18 protein-coding genes are annotated in these 17139 nt (G+C 42.5%); 2 read left to right on the forward strand and 16 right to left on the reverse strand.

Features of this window, described 5'->3' with window-relative positions; translation table 11 throughout:
• Positions 1-103 precede the first annotated feature (103 nt).
• From MHB37_RS20385 to MHB37_RS20440, 12 genes are all read right to left on the reverse strand, one after another.
• The gene (locus MHB37_RS20385) at positions 104-1279 is read right to left on the reverse strand and encodes an MFS transporter (RefSeq protein ID WP_076190691.1); all 1176 of its coding nucleotides are present in this window, start codon (positions 1277-1279) and stop codon (positions 104-106) included.
• Between the two features lie 181 nt (positions 1280-1460).
• Positions 1461-2480 carry an LCP family protein gene (locus MHB37_RS20390; protein WP_076182929.1) on the reverse strand — a complete coding sequence of 340 codons (1020 nt, stop codon included), beginning with the start codon at positions 2478-2480 and terminating at the stop codon, positions 1461-1463.
• A gap of 30 nt (positions 2481-2510) precedes the next feature.
• The gene (locus MHB37_RS20395; RefSeq protein ID WP_076127270.1) at positions 2511-3632 is read right to left on the reverse strand and encodes an FtsW/RodA/SpoVE family cell cycle protein; all 1122 of its coding nucleotides are present in this window, start codon (positions 3630-3632) and stop codon (positions 2511-2513) included.
• Between the two features lie 138 nt (positions 3633-3770).
• Complete coding sequence (locus tag MHB37_RS20400; RefSeq protein WP_076182931.1) at positions 3771-4304, reverse strand: hypothetical protein; 534 nt, start codon at positions 4302-4304, stop codon at positions 3771-3773.
• A gap of 90 nt (positions 4305-4394) precedes the next feature.
• Complete coding sequence (locus tag MHB37_RS20405; protein WP_076301712.1) at positions 4395-5780, reverse strand: HAMP domain-containing sensor histidine kinase; 1386 nt, start codon at positions 5778-5780, stop codon at positions 4395-4397.
• A 3-nt stretch (positions 5781-5783) separates the two neighbouring features.
• Positions 5784-6488 (reverse strand): response regulator transcription factor, encoded by a 705-nt coding sequence (locus MHB37_RS20410; protein WP_405168429.1) that lies wholly within the window; start codon positions 6486-6488, stop codon positions 5784-5786.
• A gap of 137 nt (positions 6489-6625) precedes the next feature.
• Positions 6626-7708, reverse strand: coding sequence for a Gfo/Idh/MocA family protein (locus MHB37_RS20415; protein WP_076127277.1), 1083 nt, complete (start codon positions 7706-7708; stop codon positions 6626-6628).
• 17 nt (positions 7709-7725) lie between these two features.
• Positions 7726-8643 (reverse strand): AraC family transcriptional regulator, encoded by a 918-nt coding sequence (locus MHB37_RS20420; RefSeq protein WP_340394064.1) that lies wholly within the window; start codon positions 8641-8643, stop codon positions 7726-7728.
• Between the two features lie 2 nt (positions 8644-8645).
• Positions 8646-9644 carry a Gfo/Idh/MocA family protein gene (locus MHB37_RS20425; protein WP_076218419.1) on the reverse strand — a complete coding sequence of 333 codons (999 nt, stop codon included), beginning with the start codon at positions 9642-9644 and terminating at the stop codon, positions 8646-8648.
• A 189-nt stretch (positions 9645-9833) separates the two neighbouring features.
• Entirely contained in the window at positions 9834-10193 is a 360-nt protein-coding gene (locus tag MHB37_RS20430) for a GIY-YIG nuclease family protein (RefSeq protein ID WP_038572157.1), read from the reverse strand.
• Positions 10194-10235: 42 nt separating this feature from the next.
• Positions 10236-10715 carry a DUF6530 family protein gene (locus MHB37_RS20435; RefSeq protein WP_038572158.1) on the reverse strand — a complete coding sequence of 160 codons (480 nt, stop codon included), beginning with the start codon at positions 10713-10715 and terminating at the stop codon, positions 10236-10238.
• A 205-nt stretch (positions 10716-10920) separates the two neighbouring features.
• Positions 10921-11475 (reverse strand): GNAT family N-acetyltransferase, encoded by a 555-nt coding sequence (locus MHB37_RS20440; RefSeq protein ID WP_076307665.1) that lies wholly within the window; start codon positions 11473-11475, stop codon positions 10921-10923.
• A 116-nt stretch (positions 11476-11591) separates the two neighbouring features.
• Here MHB37_RS20440 and MHB37_RS20445 point away from each other — a divergent pair, with 116 nt between their 5' ends.
• Together MHB37_RS20445 and MHB37_RS20450 are read left to right on the forward strand one after the other, a co-directional pair.
• Positions 11592-12173 carry a LysE family translocator gene (locus MHB37_RS20445; RefSeq protein WP_076278710.1) on the forward strand — a complete coding sequence of 194 codons (582 nt, stop codon included), beginning with the start codon at positions 11592-11594 and terminating at the stop codon, positions 12171-12173.
• Between the two features lie 19 nt (positions 12174-12192).
• A complete protein-coding gene (locus MHB37_RS20450; RefSeq protein WP_076127284.1) occupies positions 12193-12963 on the forward strand; it encodes an AraC family transcriptional regulator in 771 nt (256 codons plus the stop codon).
• Here the strand turns inward: MHB37_RS20450 and nagA are convergent.
• The 4 genes from nagA to MHB37_RS20470 all read right to left on the reverse strand — a co-directional run bounded on the left by nagA (position 12952) and on the right by MHB37_RS20470 (position 17070).
• Positions 12952-14100, reverse strand: coding sequence for an N-acetylglucosamine-6-phosphate deacetylase (nagA, locus tag MHB37_RS20455; protein WP_076127285.1), 1149 nt, complete (start codon positions 14098-14100; stop codon positions 12952-12954). The genes MHB37_RS20450 and nagA overlap by 12 nt on opposite strands.
• Positions 14101-14122: 22 nt before the next feature.
• Complete coding sequence (locus tag MHB37_RS20460) at positions 14123-14908, reverse strand: DeoR/GlpR family DNA-binding transcription regulator (protein ID WP_076182961.1); 786 nt, start codon at positions 14906-14908, stop codon at positions 14123-14125.
• A gap of 174 nt (positions 14909-15082) precedes the next feature.
• Positions 15083-15565, reverse strand: coding sequence for a DinB family protein (locus MHB37_RS20465; protein WP_076301716.1), 483 nt, complete (start codon positions 15563-15565; stop codon positions 15083-15085).
• Positions 15566-15603: 38 nt separating this feature from the next.
• Positions 15604-17070: a protein adenylyltransferase SelO gene (locus MHB37_RS20470; protein WP_405168430.1), complete on the reverse strand. Its 1467-nt coding sequence runs from the start codon at positions 17068-17070 to the stop codon at positions 15604-15606.
• Positions 17071-17139 lie beyond the last annotated feature (69 nt).

Genomic DNA, 17139 nt, shown 5'->3' on the forward strand with positions numbered 1-17139 from the left:
TCCTTATTTTCTACATAAACTCACTGCCAGCAGAAAGCTACAAAAAAAGCTGTCGAGTCACCCTCGACAGCCTGAAGCTGCTCCTAAGAGGAGCCTTTCTTCTTTAACAATTCTCCACACGATCCGCCGCTCTTTTCTTCATATTAGCGAGACCTACAATACATATCAGCAGTACGCAGATAGAATAAGGAAGCGCCATATTAACGGTGTATAAGGCCGTACCTATAACTGGCCCTATGAATGACCCGCCACCTTGCAGGGCCGCAATAAAGGAAGCAACGCTTCTTTGCTCATGGTCTTGAACCGCCATTGAAGCACCCGCACTGTAGCCGAGCAGTGTAAAGCCGATGCCAATACCCAAGAATGTAAAGTCCACATACGCAAATCTGATGAACAATAACAATCCCAGCAAGCCTAAGGCAACAAATAAGAGTCCTACGAGCAGCACTTTTTTAGGATGCCATTTGAGATACTTACTGATTACAATTTGCGAGAGCACTACCATTATTCCCGAGATCGCCAGCCCCATTCCAATTAACTGAGTGGCTTGCTGAGTACTGTAACCCAAGCTATCCTGCACAAAAAATCCGATAGTAACCTGCACGATATTCAGAGCAAACGAAAGCAAAAGTCCAATCCATAAATAGAGGCGTATCCGTCGATCATTGGGGGAAAGTGAAATCGCCTGCCGCTCAATCTCAATATTCTTTTCTTTAGGAATAAACACCAGAAACAATATAGCCAAGGTGAACAATAAAATAGCGGCCGCGTACATTGGTGAGGTCAGGCCCAGTGAAGCCATTCCTCCACTCATTGCGGGTCCCACTACGAAACCAAGACCGTTGGCCGCACCAAATAATGCCATTCCTTGTGTACGGGTTTCTTTTGTACTCCAGCCCATAACATAAGCTTGTGCTAATGCCGGAATTCCTCCAAAGAAAAAGCCAGCGATTGCGCGAAGTAAAAAGAAACTCCAAAACAGACTCTCTTTACTCTGTGCATTTACTGCATAATCAGCCAATAGTGCAAAAATGATAAGTGTGGCCATATAGACGAACATAATCGAAGCAAGCAGCCACTTTCGGCTCATAAACGTTTGTTTTTCCCAGAAATATCCTCCGAGCAGCCAACATAACCCCGCCACCGATACTAAACATCCTGATTGAAAATCACTCAGCCCCAAATTTCGCGCAAGCGGACCAATAATCGGATTAAAAGCAGCTATTGAGATCATTCCTGTAAGTACGATTAGAAACATAATACCCCGTCTGTATTTCATAAAATTCCCTTCTCCTCTCAAGTAAACCAGAAACAATATACGATTCATCATTATCGCTGTGTTTATGGTACTATGCATGGAAGTCAGGCCTCTACCTCTTGGCGGATTACTTTACTGGTTAGCGGGATTTATAGTAGAACTAACAAAAAAAACCCTGCTCTTAAGAGCAGGGTTAGAGATGTTAATCCACCGTTCCAACATTCTCCAAGTGTAATGAGCTTTCGGAGCTGACGCCTGCTTCCGTACTCAGAGTAGTAAGTGCTTGTTTTAGATCCTCTTTATTCACATAGACATACGGGCTCTTCCAAAGAGATTCTACATGTAAGGAATTAATATGCTCTGGTTTAAGTTTAGGGAAGTTGAATAACCACTGCTGCAGATCTGCTTGAGGAATATCCGTCTTCACATTTTCACCAATGATATCCAATACATTTCCCCATTGGGACACACCTTGGAAGTTTCCTAGCTTATCCAGAATCTGCTTGATTACTTGCTGCTGCCGATCATTACGCTGGAAATCGGAGGATTCAGCCGTTCCTTGATTCGATTTACGGTACCGCACAAAATCAAGAACTTGTTGGCCATCCAGCTTCTGCAAGCCTTTCTTTAAATCGATGTGTGTACCATCTGCCGTATCGGTATATTTCATATCCATATCTACATCTATAGTCAGTCCGCCAAGCAAATCCACGGTCTCCTGCAACACATCAAAATTCACCACAACCATGTGATCAATCGGCAGACCGAGCAAATTGCTGAAAAACTCTTTTGTATTCGGAATAGCCTCTGTTTTGTCTTTTATGTAATGATAAGCATAATAATAATTGGCTTTACGGGAAGGTAACGATTTAGGTTTTAGCAACAAATCCCTGGGTAAAGATAAGAAACTCGTCGATTTCGTGTCCGGATTGAAGCTGACAAGCATCAGAACATCGGTATTCATTACCCCACCGCCACCGTCCCGGCTATCTACCCCGGCAAGCAGAAAAATCATAGGTTCAACCGATACCGTCTCCTTTTTTTCCTCTGGAGCAGCAGTGGGTTGTACGGTGACTGGAGCTGCCATACGCTGTATCGCATCATCCGTCTTTTTGTATAAATACCCTGCATATACTCCAATCCCTATAATAGTTGCGCCTAAGACAAGACCAATGCTCGTCAGAATTTTACGGGTTGTTGTCCACTTGCGTTTGTTAGACATAATTTCCTCCACTCAGTTCCAATAGCTTATTCAATCAGCGCTTTCATCCTTATGAACTTTAACACTTAGCACTATGCCAATCGCTATCATATTAGTTAGCAACGAGCTGCCTCCATAACTAATAAAAGGTAATGAAATCCCCGTTAGGGGCAGTAACCCAATATGCATCCCAAGATTAACGGAAACTTGAAAGATGAACATAGCGATAAACCCGGTGACAATATAGGTACCCGCACGGTCCCTACTATCCAGCGCAATAAAGATCATTCGGTACACGAGCAGCAAATAAAGCATCAGCAGCACGGATGAACCTATAAAACCGTATTTTCCCCCGATGACTACGTAGATCGAATCGGAATACGCATATGGAATATATCCTTTTCGCAAAAAAATACCTTCACTGCCCGATAATCCCCCGGAGCCAATGGCTATCATTGCGTTTTTTACATGCCAAGACTTATCTGGATCGCTCTGCGGGTCCAAAAAAGCTTGGATTCGTGACAGTTGATGGGGCTCGACAATCTTGGATAACAGGTCGAAGTTAGCATAATACAGCCATAGTATCGTGCCGATCGAAATAATCACAACACCAAGGATCAGAATCATATATAGAGCACGGATGTTACCAATCCACAGCATACTAAGTAATATGCCAGCAAATACGAGTGCTGTACCCAAATCGGGCTGATCCATTATTAAAATGAAAGGAATTAAAAAAACAAAACCGACTGGCACTAAATCTTGAAAAAACCGCAGCCGCTGGCCCTCTCGTGTACCTAATAGATGAGCAATGAGCAGCACCGTACATATTTTAGCCAGCTCGGAGGGCTGAAGCTGAAAGCTCCCAATACTTAACCAACGCACGGCACCATTGAGGTTTTCTCCAACCAGCTTGACTAGTACTAGTAAACCTATGCCCACGCCATAAAAGAGATAGGCTAACCTGCCTAATAGAATCTTATAATCTACCAAAGCAATGAATAACATGGGTAGGCAAAATAAAGCAAATAAATACAAATAACTTATGTAAAGACCGTCTAACCGCGTATCCGTAGTCGCTTCATAAATAGCAACAGTACCCATGCCAACTAAGCAGGTGGTGAGAAAAAGTACGGATCTGTCCAGCTTTGCAATTTTGGTAGAGATAAGCATTTACAACCTCTATTTAATTTCTGTAGTTTTCTTGTTGTGTAGGGGATATATGCATGAAAATGGGCATTACAAATAATCCGCTGAGCACTTTTACTTCTTTTTTCTCAATGAAGCGCTACGGATGATTAGGTTAAATGATTACCTCAGATCATATTTGCCCTGATACGCCTTCTTCGATAACAGCTTAAGTTTATCTTCACTTAGCGTATAAATATCCATACCATTTCCAGCCTCACCCAATGACCAGCCCAGTGCAAGCTCGTTATGGCCATCTTCATCAACATCAAAGAATCCGGCATAATCTAGACCATACCCAAACCCCTCAACCTCGGAAATCTTCTGCCAAGCTTCATTTTCCTGCCTCAACAACATTGCTTTTATAGTGTATCCTTTGTTTTTACTGTACTCATACACAACTACAGCTTCGTCGATTCCGTCTCCATCCATATCGCCAAAGGAGATGGCATTATCTTCTTGTCCCTTCATCGGAGTTATCAATTGAGCTTTGTCTGGAAGCCACTTAATAAATTCCTGGCTCGTTTTGTCTCGCTGCAGATTTGCTTCTGATGATGGAGGTTTAATCAGCTCTCCGGGTGTCGCCGGGACTCCGCATCCTCCGAGCAAAAATAAAGTTGTCAACAGGGTACCTATTTTTATGAATTTGCTCGGCATTTGGATCATCGACTCCTCGCTTGTCCGCATATATAGTATTTTATCTGTGAAAGAGATGAAAGTGGTTATGAAATAGTTAAATTTAAATTCTTATTCTATCGGTAAGTCAAATTGGACAATCGTTCCTTTGCCTAAAGTGCTACTTATTCGAAGCTCTCCATGATGCAATTTAATGATCTGTTCCGAGATGGATAATCCCAAGCCGCTGCCCGAAGCCTGTTGATCCCCTTTGTAGAATTTTTGCCGCACATTCTCTAAATCCGTCTCAGCGATGCCTGAGCCTGTATCCTCTACAGAAATCACGACTTTCCCTGGAACCGTATGAGCGGTGATAAAGATTCGACCTGATGAACCAGTAAATTTGAGCGAATTATCAATGAGATTAATCATGACTTGCTTCACACGATTCTCGTCAGCTTGAATCACTGGCAGATGTTCTTCTATTTTTACATCTAGTGAGATGCCTTGTCGGGTCGCTCTAGGGGTAAGTTGTCTGCCGATATGCTGCAGTAGTTCTGTTAGATCCACAGATGTGAAGTGAACGGCGATTCTTCCGTTATCCAACTTGGAGAAATCCAATAATTCATCCACCATATGAGTTAACCTGTCACTTTCGGATTCAATAATATCAAGCCCATCATAAAACAGAGGTTGATTACTCACCTCACTCGCCTTTAAGGTAATTGCCCAACCTTTGATCGAGGTCAAGGGTGTTCGCAGTTCATGGGATACGGAAGCGATAAAATCATTCTTAAGCTGTTCACTCTTGGAGATTCGGCTTGCCATCATATTTAACGTATCCGCCAATGAACCCAGCTCATCTTGATAGCGCTTATGCACTCTGATGCTGAAATCACCTTCGGTCATCTGGTCTGCTGCCTGCTTCAAATCTTTAATGGATCTGGTTATGGTCCAAGACAGTAATAATCCAAGTAAGGTGACAATGCCAATGACGATGATCCCCACCCCGATCAGTAAAACCGTAATCTGTTTAACTGTATGTATAGTTTCCGTTAAGGACGTGATAAATCTGACTCCCCCCACGATGTTTCCATTCGCTTGTAAAGGATAGGATACCGCGTAAATCGCTTCCTCTGTGTTAGGGTCCGCACCTTTCCAACTGCCGGGCTGCCCTTTTATTGCTGCTTGCACATCTATGTACTCAGTCATAGTAAGATCGCCTTGAAGTCCATTTGAATCCTGCAACAGCCGGCCTTCAACATTAATAATCTGTACCTGTGCATCGGAATGACTCGCAAAACCCTTCAGTAACCTATCCGATTGTTCCTCCAGATCCTGGTCCCCAAAGTATTGCTGAAAAAAAGAAGCCGATAGCTCTGCTTGATTCATCAGGGTTTCCTCAATGTTATGAAAATAATAATATCGTACAGATACATTAAGAATGATTTCAAGAATGAGCACAGTAAGACAGATGACTACAAAATAGCTTCCTACTAATCTTTTCTGAATTCCCATTCTTCAACCATCCTTTCTAAAGCGGTATCCGAGCCCCCATACCGTCTCAATCCAAAGCGGATTAGAAGGATCAACCTCAATTTTCTCTCTTAACTTACGCACATGAACATCTACCGTCTTAGGATCTCCAATATAATCTTCTCCCCAGACAAGATTCATTAATTCATTCCTAGAGAGTGCTGTATCCGGATGCTCCAGAAAGGTCTTCATCATCTGAAATTCCTTCGGAGTTAATTCAATGCTGTCATCCTGCTTAAACATCTTGTTTGCATTCAGATCCAGCCGAATCGGTCCAGCTTGAAGTATCGTTTTTTGCGGCTTGAGAGCTGATTCTGTACGGCGCAAAATCGCTTTAATACGTGCTACCAATTCTAATGGATTAAAAGGTTTAACAATGTAATCGTCAGCACCCATTTCAAGGCCATTGATTTTGTCCATATCCTGTCCACGAGAGGTTAAGAAAATGATGATGACCCCAGCGTCTTTCTCTCTTAGCTTTCGGCATATTTCGAACCCATTAGAATCAGGCAACATGATATCCAGAACCAGAACATCTGGACGGCTCACCTCAAAGCTCTGCAAGGCTTCTTCTCCACAAGCAGCTTCACTAACCACAAACCCGTTATTCGTTAAATTTATAGATATAAAACGTCTAATATTATCGTCATCTTCCACAATAAGCACATGATTGCGATCAATAGTATCCACGATTTCCACCCCTATTACCCAGAGTCTAAACAAGTAAAAAACAAAAAAACTCTCCCGGTAAAGAGAGAGTCTTGTCTCAGATCCCTATAATTAAATCACAAGTGGATATTACTCTAAATCGCTATAGTTGTCAAAATCTAATCCAGATACACAGCCTTGCCGGTCTGCGCCGATTCATAAATAGCTTCCAATATTTGCGAAACAACAAAAGCCTGTTCAGGAGTTACAACCGGGTCCTTATCCTGTTCAATCGCTTCAATCCACTTTCTTAATTCTATATCCGGAGCACTTTCAGCTTTTCCTTCATAATAGGCAACGCCGCCTGCCCCAAGCTCAATTTTATTAGTGTACAGCTTGCTGAATTTCTCACCGTTAATTCTAAGTCCGTCCTTCATATCTGCGCCTGCTTCCGTCCCACTTAAGCTGCATTTCGCTTCATGTACGTCTAGTGAATTCAGAGCCCAGCTCGCTTCCAGCATGATTGTTGCGCCATTCTCCATTACGACCATTCCAAAGGCTGAGTCCTCCACGGTGAACTTTTTAGGGTCCCACGGTCCCCATGCGTTGGCAGCTTCTTCTTTTTGTGAAAGTTCATGATATTTAGTGCCAAGCACGACTTTAGGTTTATAGTTATCCATCATCCAAAGGGTTAGGTCCAGCGCATGAGTTCCGATATCGATAAGCGGACCGCCGCCTTGTTTCTCTTCATCAAGAAATACTCCCCAGGTCGGTACGGCTCTCCGTCTGATGGCATGTGCTTTTGCAAAATAGATATGACCAAGCTCTCCGGACTCACAGGCTTTTTTCAAATATAAGCTGTCTTCTCTATATCGGTTGTCATATCCAATGGTCAGCTTCTTGCCTGTACGTTTCGCTGCTTCAACCATTCGTTTGGCATCTGCCGCTGTCTTAGCCATTGGTTTTTCGCACATCACATGTTTTCCGGCTTCTAGTGCAGCGATTGATATTTCCGCATGGACATCATTAGGCGTAAGCACATGAATAATATCAATGGATTGATCTTTTAATAGTTCAGTGTAATCTGTATAGACAATAGCTTTATTATTTCCGTATTTCTCCGCTGCTTCTTCAGCACGTTCTTTAATAATGTCACAAAAAGCCACGATCTCAACCTTACTTTGTCTGCTCAAGCTTGGAAGATGTTTGCCATTCGCAATACCACCACATCCAATAATCCCTACACGAAAAACCTTACTCATATCCTTCACCCTCACCTCTAATGGATTTGTTTGCTGTTTCGATAAGTTGCCGGTGTCATGCCTAACCGCTTGCGGAAGACAATATGCAAATAGGTAGCATTGGTAAACCCTTCCGACTGTGCGATTTGTTCTATCGGATAATTGCTTTCTTCAAGCTTGCGGCAGACCGCTTGCAATCGGATGTCCTCAAGCGCCCTACTGAATGATTGTTCTGCATTTACTTGCTTAAACACCCGCTGCAGCTGCCTTGAACTAATATTCAGCTTTTCCGCAACATTTTCTAAGGTAACCGTTCCTGAATAATTCGCTTCCATATATTGCATTGCGTATTGATACCGGTAAGTCAGCATATCTCTAACCGGCGCCTCCGTGCGGATCCCGCCTGAATCATACGCTCTAACGGCCTTTAATAAAATACTAATCACGAGATGCTTAATTGAAGTATAATATCCGGTCAACTTCCCATCGCATGCTTCGTACGCTTCTCGAAAACACTTCATAGCCCCGTGATAATCTTGTGCTGGGACCAAGGGTAAACACTTCAGCTTCTCCACACTGGTCTCAGCTTCCGCAACCTCCCAAAGATCCGCATCATCCCGGATTCTCTTCTTGATGTCAACATGCAGGCATAGCTCTTCCATGGATTCATCTGCAGCTGCCTCTTGACGATGCATAACACCTGGTCCGGTTAGATAGAACATTCCCTCTGACAGAGGATACCTTTGATCCCCAAGAATGACTTCTCCCTTCCCGCGCGGAATGAAATGAAACTCAAATTCAGAATGATTATGGAACTCGACTACTCTGCCCGGTGGAAAAGATGTCAAATGAAATCTAAACACTGTAATCTCGTAATGTCCCCATAGAATCGTGATATCCAATCTTTCAAGCATGTCCTGCTTCTCAAACATCATCTCATAGGGAAAGCTGCTCAACGTTAAGTCCTCCCAATCGGAATTACACAGCCTTCTTTAGCCGAGCGGTTCGCCGCCTCCATTAATCTGGTAAGCTCAACTGCCATTTCAACATTTTGAGTGGCGAGTGTATTATTTTGAATATGATCAACCCATTGATGGAAGGCGCTTTCACGATTGCTTTGCAGGGCTACTTCTTTCCAGCCTTCTTCTTTATCTGTGGATTTGTTCGTTCTAAGAAGAAGCTTATTCTCTGGTGTTCCGTAAAGCAGCGTTCCTTCAGTTCCATGCACCTCGATAGTAAACGGCGAATGACTATTCACGAAACCAGCCTCCACCACACCAATTGCTCCTGAATCCGTAAATAATGTTACTACAGCATTATCTTCCACTTCTTTACCGGTTACATACCCAAAATTAGCACTAACCCCAGTCACATCTTGATCTAAGAAAAGCTTTGCCAAATACATGGGATGACAGCCCAGATCAATCAAAGCTCCGCCTCCACATTGCTCCAAGCTAAAGAAATGATCGGGAAGCCAGCTTTCCGTTGCTCCGTTATGGGATAAGCGAACTCTAACGTAAGTAATCTTGCCGAGCAGCTCCTGACTTAGAATCTCTTGAATAGTTAATGTATAGCCGTCATTTAAACGAGGCAAGGAGACCGTTAGCTTCACTTTGTTCTCGTTAACTTCTGCGATAATTGCGTTAACTTCTTTTAACGTTGGGGCAATAACTTTTTCTGTGAAAATATGTTTGCCCGCCTTGGCCGCAGCCACGATTACGTCTCTATGCATATTCGTTGGTGCATCCACGATAACGGCATCTATATCCTCTTGCGCAAGCAGATCATCCAGTGATTCAAAAAAAGGAATATTCAAGCTTTCCGCAGCTTTGTTCCCACGTTCTACGTTTTCGTCCCAAACTGCAGCTAATACGGTATCTTCATGCTCCTGAGCTTGCTTGGTATAATCCCATGCATGCACATGCCAATAGCTGAGCTTACCAATTCTAATGGTCATTTACTTGTGCCTCCCGTATATATGTTATTCTGACATCTGCTATAAAAATAACACATAACAAACAGCTTTTTTAGTAGGAAAATGCGACAAAACATATATAATATTACGACACATAAAATCCGGAGTGAAATACGATTCCTAAAAAAAGAAACCCTTGCTATAAAAGCTAAAGGTTTCTTTATACTTGGCTTAATGGGTTAGTGGCTTATTATATCCTTTGTCATCAAAAGGCTGCAACTTCTCAAACCACTTCTTTTTCAATAGTTTAAGCTCCCAGCGCACGTCGGTTACGTCTTCTGACTCCTTCTGCTCTAACACCTCATAGCTGAAAGCTTCTGCTCCAAGTTCCTTCCAGTCCTTTTGCAGCTCCGCATTTGCAAATCTGCCCATATCTAATTGCATCTGTATAGTCATCCATTTATTCTTCAGGTTGGGATAGCTGTCAACGAATATTTTCCCGCTTCTTTTGTTTGTAATTTGAATAGCACCCATGTACGTCTTGAGCTGCTTATATTGCTCCTGAAGTTCTTTACGTTTACTTTTGTCCATTATGATTTATGATTCTCCTTTCACAGGCCATTCTGCTAAATTTCAGTACCCCATTTCTTTTAATAAACGGGACAATACCGAAAGTCGTTCTCCGATCATTTCACCATCATCACTAAGCGCCTGAGCGAACAGCTTAATATCATTATCAATCATGGGATTGTCTGCACATACAGATACACTCATTGCATCTCCCTGCAGTCCAATACGATCAATCATAGGGCTCTCGGGATCATACATTTTCGGAAAACGATAGGCCTCTTGAAAATACAAACTACTTCTGCAAATCAAAATTGCCAGGTCAAGCACTCTGTGCATTGGCAGCTCTTCGGACTGTCTCGACCATTTGTCCCCTGTATGTCTCCATACCTTTGCTGAGATGTCGACCTTTCCTCTATCGTTCCATTGTGCTAATCCTAGGGATAGACCTTTTGCATCTGTGTCCCCGGCGTAGCGGCCATCAACCTGCTCGTAATTTTCTGACACGACTACAGGTTTATGTTTTAGAGTTGTTGGAATTTTCATGTTAGTCACTCTCCATTTTATGATTTACTAATTTACTCATTTACTAAATTACTAATTTACTAAATTACTAATTTACTAAATCTAAGATTCATATTACCCGGCAAAAGATCATCTGTCAAACGACATTACACCCGTTTTATCCAACAAAACAAAAAATCCCTCTGCGCGTAGCAAAGGGACTGTTATTTTCATGTAAAATATATCTCTAGCTTAAATGATCATTCACATTACAAAACCAAACCATATGGACAGAATCAGGTCCCCAATAGTCTTCTACTACTTTATAAGGCTGCCCAAATTTACGTTGCCACCTGACCTGTGCACGTTTATAACCGCTGTCCAGACAAAACTGCTCTACCCCTTGCTTTTTTAGAAATATCATCATTTCCTTAATTAAGGCTGAACCCACACCTTGGCCCTGATAACTTGGCATAATGTATAAACTGCCCAATTCCCCTATTTCATCTAACTGATGATCCGTGCAGGTTTGAATATCTTCGCCACAAGGTCCAAAGGAAATCGTACCGACAACCTGCTCTTCTATTTTTGCAAGAAGGAAGTAAGGCTCCCCAGTCGTAGTATCCAGTGAAGTCATCACCATTTGCTTTTTATGATCTATTTCACTTTGGATATCGTCTTGTAAATGATCAAGCCCTTCTTTTTCAAAGGCATCTTGGATTGAAGTTTCAAAAACAGAGCATGTGGATTCAAAATCAGCTGGAGAAAGCGTGCTTATGGTCAATTGATTACTCTTATTCATTGATTCGGACACCTCTTCTATTCCCGGCCGGAATTCTTAAAAATCCTGCAATAATATACTATCAGCATTCAGACTGAAAGGTTTATATTCATAGAACTACTTTACTGGAGGTCATCATGAATATATTGTCCTTTCTGATCTATTGCGTTGTCGCTACATTTACACCCGGTCCTACCAATATTGTTATTCTTTCTTCCGTGCAGCATTCCGGGGCTAAAAAATCAATGGGGTATGTATACGGATCCACGCTGGCTTTTGGCTTATTACTTATCCTTTCTACTCTGCTGAACCGTATTCTAGTAGAAATCATCCCAAATATCCTGATCATTATGCAAATCATTGGGAGTTTATATATGCTCTACCTTGCTTATAAAATCTTTAAAATGGGTTCAATGGAAGACCAGCCTGACCCCAATGCCAATTTCCGCTCAGGCGTGCTTATGCAGCTTGTGAATCCTAAAGTGCTAGTATTTACACTAACGGTTATTCCCAACTACGTAATGCCATTCTATACCTCTTCGCTTGCCTTGTTTATATTTGTTATAATTATAACTGTGATCGGATTTTTTGCATTTACGACATGGGTTGTATTTGGGACAATCTTCAGAACATTTATGAAAAATCATCAAAAAGTTCTAAATACCGTGATGGCACTGTTTTTAGTATACTCGGCCATTATGATATCGGGAATCCTATAAAGTCGTGGAGGTTAAGAACGTGGAGAAATTTAACTATAAAAAGTCAGCAGAGATCCTGTCCTTATCCGCCAGCCTTACTGATTTCACCTATAAAAAACATTGCCATGAGGAATATGCACTCGGTGTGACCCTTCGTGGCATTCAGCAATATAATCTTGACGGTAGTTTGCAATCCTCTCATAAAAATGGCGTAATGTTGTTTAATCCGGAACAAACGCATGATGGCAATGCGTATGATAAAGGTGGCATTGATTATGTCATGCTTTATATTAAGCCAACCCTAATGTTAGAGATATTAAGAAAAAAAGAACTCCGCTTCGCCACTCCTATCTTATACGATGACAAATTGGCGCAGTGCATATTAGCCCTAAACCATGCCATTCAGAATGGCAAAGAGGAGTCTTTGTGCAGTGAACTGCTATTCACTCTGGTTCATTTAGTCTCTAATACTGAAATAGTTACCGATCGTAGAACGAATAATAAATTTCTCAAAAAAGCAAAGGAAATGATGTACTGCAGTTTAGACCATGTGCTGAAGCTGGACGATCTCTGCACAGAGTTTGGTCTATCCAAATATCAGTTTATTCGCGAGTTTAAGACACATACAGGAATATCACCCTATCAATTTTTCTTAAATTGCAAGGTAGAGCGTGCCAAGCAGTCCATAGAGAGAACCAAGGATATCTATGCAGCTGTTGTAGATTGCGGATTTGTGGATCTAACTCATCTGAACAGGCATTTTAAAAGCGTGTTCGGAATAACCGCACATGAATACCGGTCACAGCTGTAAGATCTGCCCGCCTACCATTGTCCAGAGCACTTTGAATTCATCATCCAAGAGAACCAGGTCAGCATCCAAGCCAGAGGTGATCGTCCCCTTTTGTTGAAGTTCAAGAATATTGGCCGGTGTAGTTGAAGCCATTTGCACCGCATCTGTGAGCGAAATTCCAGTTTCGACAGTATAACGTAAGGCTTCATTCATGGTAACTGTACTGGAGGCCAGCGTGCCATCTTCCAATCGCGCTATGCCACCAGAAACCGTAACCTGATGTCCTCCAAATATATAATTCCCATCCCCTAACCCCATTGCCTGTAAGGCATCTGTGATCAAGACCATTCCTTCCGGTCCTTTCATGGTATGCATCAAGCGGATAATTGCAGGATGCAGATGGACATTATCCACAATAGCTTGCAGGCTCACATGCTTCTCTTCGAAAGCGGCAACCACAATCCCCGGATCTCGATGATGGATCGGCCGCATGCCATTAAAACAATGCGTAACATGACTTGCCCCAGCGGCAAAAGCTTGTTTGGCTTCCTCATATGTGGCATCCGAATGAGCAATCGCTATCACCACTCCCTGTTCTTTCAAAAAGGAAAGAAGCTCCATGCCTCCCGGCAGCTCAGGAGCAATCGTAACCATTTTTATGAGTGATCCAGCTTCTTGGAAAATGAGCTTCATTTCCTCTAAGTTAGGATGCCGCAGATACTTTTCATTTTGCATTCCTTTTCTCTTGGGGTTTAGATAAGGTCCCTCTAAGTGAATGCCTGCGATCTTTGCTCCCACTTCATACCCAATTACACGTTTGACACTACGAATCATCTCTAAAAGATCCTCCATCGTAGAACTCACAGAGGTAGCCAGAAATGAGGTGCAACCAGAAGCTGCACAAGCCTTCGATACTTCTTGAATACTCTCTTCAGTACCGTCCATCATATCAAACCCGTTAGCGCCATGAATATGCACATCTATCATTCCGGGCACTAACAAATGCCCTCCGCCATCAATCCGTTCATACTCACCCTCTGGGATAGAAATATCTCCTGAGTCTATCCTCATCACTTTTCCTTCAGAAATCCATACATTGGCCGCTGAAACTATACTATTCTGAAGCACTACTTGTACATTTTGCAAAATATAAGTCATAAACATTCTCCTCCAGTCGTTATCACTCTTGATTTCGAACCTCTTCAGCTTCATCTAGGCACTCAATAACTGTGATGTTCTTCTGATCTAGAACTTCTCTGATCTCGATTGGAAGCTCTCGATTTGTAACTAAAATATCAACGAAATCAAAGTCTAGCCGATAAAAGGATTTAGCATTAAATTTGGTGTGATCCGCTACTAAAATCACTTGATCAGATCTTCGAGCCATTTCTCTTTTTACCCGCGCATCTTCTTCATAAGGATAATAGAGTCCATCAGCACAGATCGCCGATGCTCCAATAAAGGCTTTATCCGCACGAATTTCACTAAGTTTATCGATAATGGAAGAACCATATAACAAGCGGTTTTTCACATTCAAGTAACCACCAAGTACATAAATTAGCAGATCCTCGCGATGGGATAAAATCCCTACATTATCTATCGAGTGCGTGACAACCGTAATATCCTGCGCACTAATTTGTTCTGCAACAAACTGTACAGTGGTCGATACGTCTAAAATTACAGTCTCACGATCTTGGATAAGTCCGGCCGCGATCTTCCCTATTCTCTGCTTACTCTCGGATTCATCGATCAAACGATCTTGATAAGATAATAATTCTTTTTGCAATTCAGGTAACGCTAGACCGCCATGCGTCCGAACAACGACGCCCTCTTGTACTAACCTAACAATATCCCGTCGGGCAGTATCTCTTGAGACTTCAAATTGCGTACAGATATCTTGAACACTCATCGATTGGTGTTGTTTCAAATATTCGAGTATTTTTAATAATCGTTCCTCTTGATACATAATGAAATTCACCTCCTAAAGTCATCATAAGTCATTTTATAAGTATTTACAAGCATCTATAAGTTAATAATTAAGTATATATAAGTATTAATGCGAAAAAAAGACGAAAGCCAGATGAATGTGCATCCGCTAACGCCTTTAAAATGTCTATTCTTTAGGATTCACTTCACAATGTCACTTCACATCGCGGTTCCAGCTCTTCTGTATCTTTCGAATATAAACAATTTGGCCCACATGATAAGCATTATGGGTTGTTACATTTCCGAGGACTTCCCACCATTTACTGTCTGGAAATCCTTGAACATCAGCTTCCAATTGTTCTTTCTTAATCAATTCCTGCCAGTGTAAAAGAACCTCTAAAAGTTGTTTTTGCAGCGCTTGGAACGTTTTCCCTTCTGCAACGACAAAGGTATTATTATTACTATCCACTGGAGGAACCGCCTGAACACTGGCTTCTTTATACCTTGTTTGCCAAGTTTCATTCCAGTAAAGCAGATGCTGCACAATCTCAGCAATACTATTGCTTTCTTCCGTTACCTTCCAAAAAGCTTCTTCTTCACTTAAGTCTTTAACCGCCACTTCAAGGGGCACATACCAACTCGGATCATTCGCATTGGCCAGCAACTGATTGGCTAGAACATCATAAGCATGAAACATTCTTCCTTCCCCCATTTTCCAGATAAATTATATGCAAATCAAGTACCGCAGAATGTACGATATGGACATGCGGATTCCTCAGGAAGTGCCGAGTATTCCTCTTGTTCAGAGGAGTAGGCGTATGGGTTAGTCAAAGCTTGAAGTAACCTCTCCATCACATCGTAATCTTTCCGCTCTACCGCTGCCTCAAGCGCTTCTTCTACACGATGGTTCCGTGGAATAATCGCAGGATTGCTGCTGTGCATCAGCTTCAGCGAAGAGGATTGTGATTCCTGCTGCCTGCTAAGTCGCGCCTGCCACAGCTCATTCCATTCTTTAAATTCAGGGGTGTCAAACAGAGCAGCATCTTCCATTACGCCTAGAGTTAAGGACCGAAATGTATTAGTGTAGTCAGCCCGATATTTTTGCATCAGTTCAAGGAGGGTATCAATCAGAGCAACATCCTCTAACTCTTCGTTAAAGATTCCCAGCTTCGCTCTCATTCCCGTTAGCCAATATTGATAGGACCGCTCCGAAAAATCTGAAATTGCCTCCTCAGCCAGCTTAATCGCCTGTGCCTGATCGTCAGCCAGCAATGGCAAGAGAGTCTCGGCAAATCTGGCGAGATTCCATGCGCCAATCCCGGGCTGATTGTGGTAAGCATAACGACCCTGCTGGTCTATGGAACTAAATACTGTCACAGGATTATACACATCCATGAAGGCACATGGACCATAATCAATCGTTTCTCCGCTAAGGGCCATATTATCAGTATTCATCACTCCGTGAATAAAACCTACAAGCTGCCATTTGGCAATTAGCGCTGCTTGACGTTCCATTACTTCCCGAAGCAGAACAAGATATGGATTATCTTCCACAGGAGCTTCTGGATAATGTCTTTGCAACGTGTAATCAGCCAGAATACGCAGATCCTCCACAGTCCCCCATGCAGCAACATATTGGAAGGTTCCAACACGCAAATGACTGGCAGCAATCCGGGTCAGAACCGCCCCCGGCTGTTCCGTTTCCCGAATTAGCGGCTCCCCTGTAGCTACCACCGCCAAGCTGCGAGTCGTAGGAATCCCAAGTCCATGCATAGCTTCACTGATGATATATTCGCGTAACATCGGTCCAAGCGCTGCCCGGCCATCGCCACCACGAGAGTATGGGGTTCTTCCCGCACCCTTCAATTGAATATCTACACGATCACCTTGAGGGGTGATCTGTTCGCCCAGCAGCACTGCTCGACCGTCTCCCAACATGGTAAAATGTCCGAATTGATGTCCAGCATAAGCTTGTGCAAGCGACAGGGTACCTTCAGGAACTTCGTTGCCGGCAAGAATCCCAAGACCCTCCTTACTCTGTAGTGCTGTGCTATTCAGCCCAAGAGTAGCAGCCAATGGTTCATTAAAAATAATCAGTTCCGGTTTACGCACAGGCGTTGGCTTAATCCTTGTAAACATTGATTCCGGCAGATGAGTATAACTGTTCGCAAAATTCCAGCCTATATCTATTTTCTCTGTCATATTATCTCCTTTTTATACCCTCAGTCTCTATGCCTTTATTAACTCAGAATAAGTTATGTTAAAATTTAA

It is taken from the genome of Paenibacillus sp. FSL H3-0286 (assembly GCF_045040705.1).
GTDB lineage: Bacteria > Bacillota > Bacilli > Paenibacillales > Paenibacillaceae > Paenibacillus_AQ > Paenibacillus_AQ odorifer.

Coding starts and splice junctions, on each gene's coding strand:
- MHB37_RS20415 (WP_076127277.1), bottom strand. CDS start 7,708: ATGAGTAAGGTTTTTCGTGTAGGGATTATTGGATGTGGTGGTATTGCG.
- MHB37_RS20425 (WP_076218419.1), bottom strand. CDS start 9,644: ATGACCATTAGAATTGGTAAGCTCAGCTATTGGCATGTGCATGCATGG.
- MHB37_RS20465 (WP_076301716.1), bottom strand. CDS start 15,565: ATGTTTCATGCTTATGATGTTCTAGCCAATCAGTTGCTGGCCAATGCG.
- MHB37_RS20395 (WP_076127270.1), bottom strand. CDS start 3,632: ATGCTTATCTCTACCAAAATTGCAAAGCTGGACAGATCCGTACTTTTT.
- MHB37_RS20385 (WP_076190691.1), bottom strand. CDS start 1,279: ATGAAATACAGACGGGGTATTATGTTTCTAATCGTACTTACAGGAATG.
- MHB37_RS20435 (WP_038572158.1), bottom strand. CDS start 10,715: ATGAAAATTCCAACAACTCTAAAACATAAACCTGTAGTCGTGTCAGAA.
- nagA (WP_076127285.1), bottom strand. CDS start 14,100: ATGACTTATATTTTGCAAAATGTACAAGTAGTGCTTCAGAATAGTATA.
- MHB37_RS20445 (WP_076278710.1), top strand. CDS start 11,592: ATGAATATATTGTCCTTTCTGATCTATTGCGTTGTCGCTACATTTACA.
- MHB37_RS20390 (WP_076182929.1), bottom strand. CDS start 2,480: ATGTCTAACAAACGCAAGTGGACAACAACCCGTAAAATTCTGACGAGC.
- MHB37_RS20460 (WP_076182961.1), bottom strand. CDS start 14,908: ATGTATCAAGAGGAACGATTATTAAAAATACTCGAATATTTGAAACAA.
- MHB37_RS20430 (WP_038572157.1), bottom strand. CDS start 10,193: ATGGACAAAAGTAAACGTAAAGAACTTCAGGAGCAATATAAGCAGCTC.
- MHB37_RS20405 (WP_076301712.1), bottom strand. CDS start 5,780: ATGGGAATTCAGAAAAGATTAGTAGGAAGCTATTTTGTAGTCATCTGT.
- MHB37_RS20400 (WP_076182931.1), bottom strand. CDS start 4,304: ATGCCGAGCAAATTCATAAAAATAGGTACCCTGTTGACAACTTTATTT.
- MHB37_RS20470 (WP_405168430.1), bottom strand. CDS start 17,070: ATGACAGAGAAAATAGATATAGGCTGGAATTTTGCGAACAGTTATACT.
- MHB37_RS20440 (WP_076307665.1), bottom strand. CDS start 11,475: ATGAATAAGAGTAATCAATTGACCATAAGCACGCTTTCTCCAGCTGAT.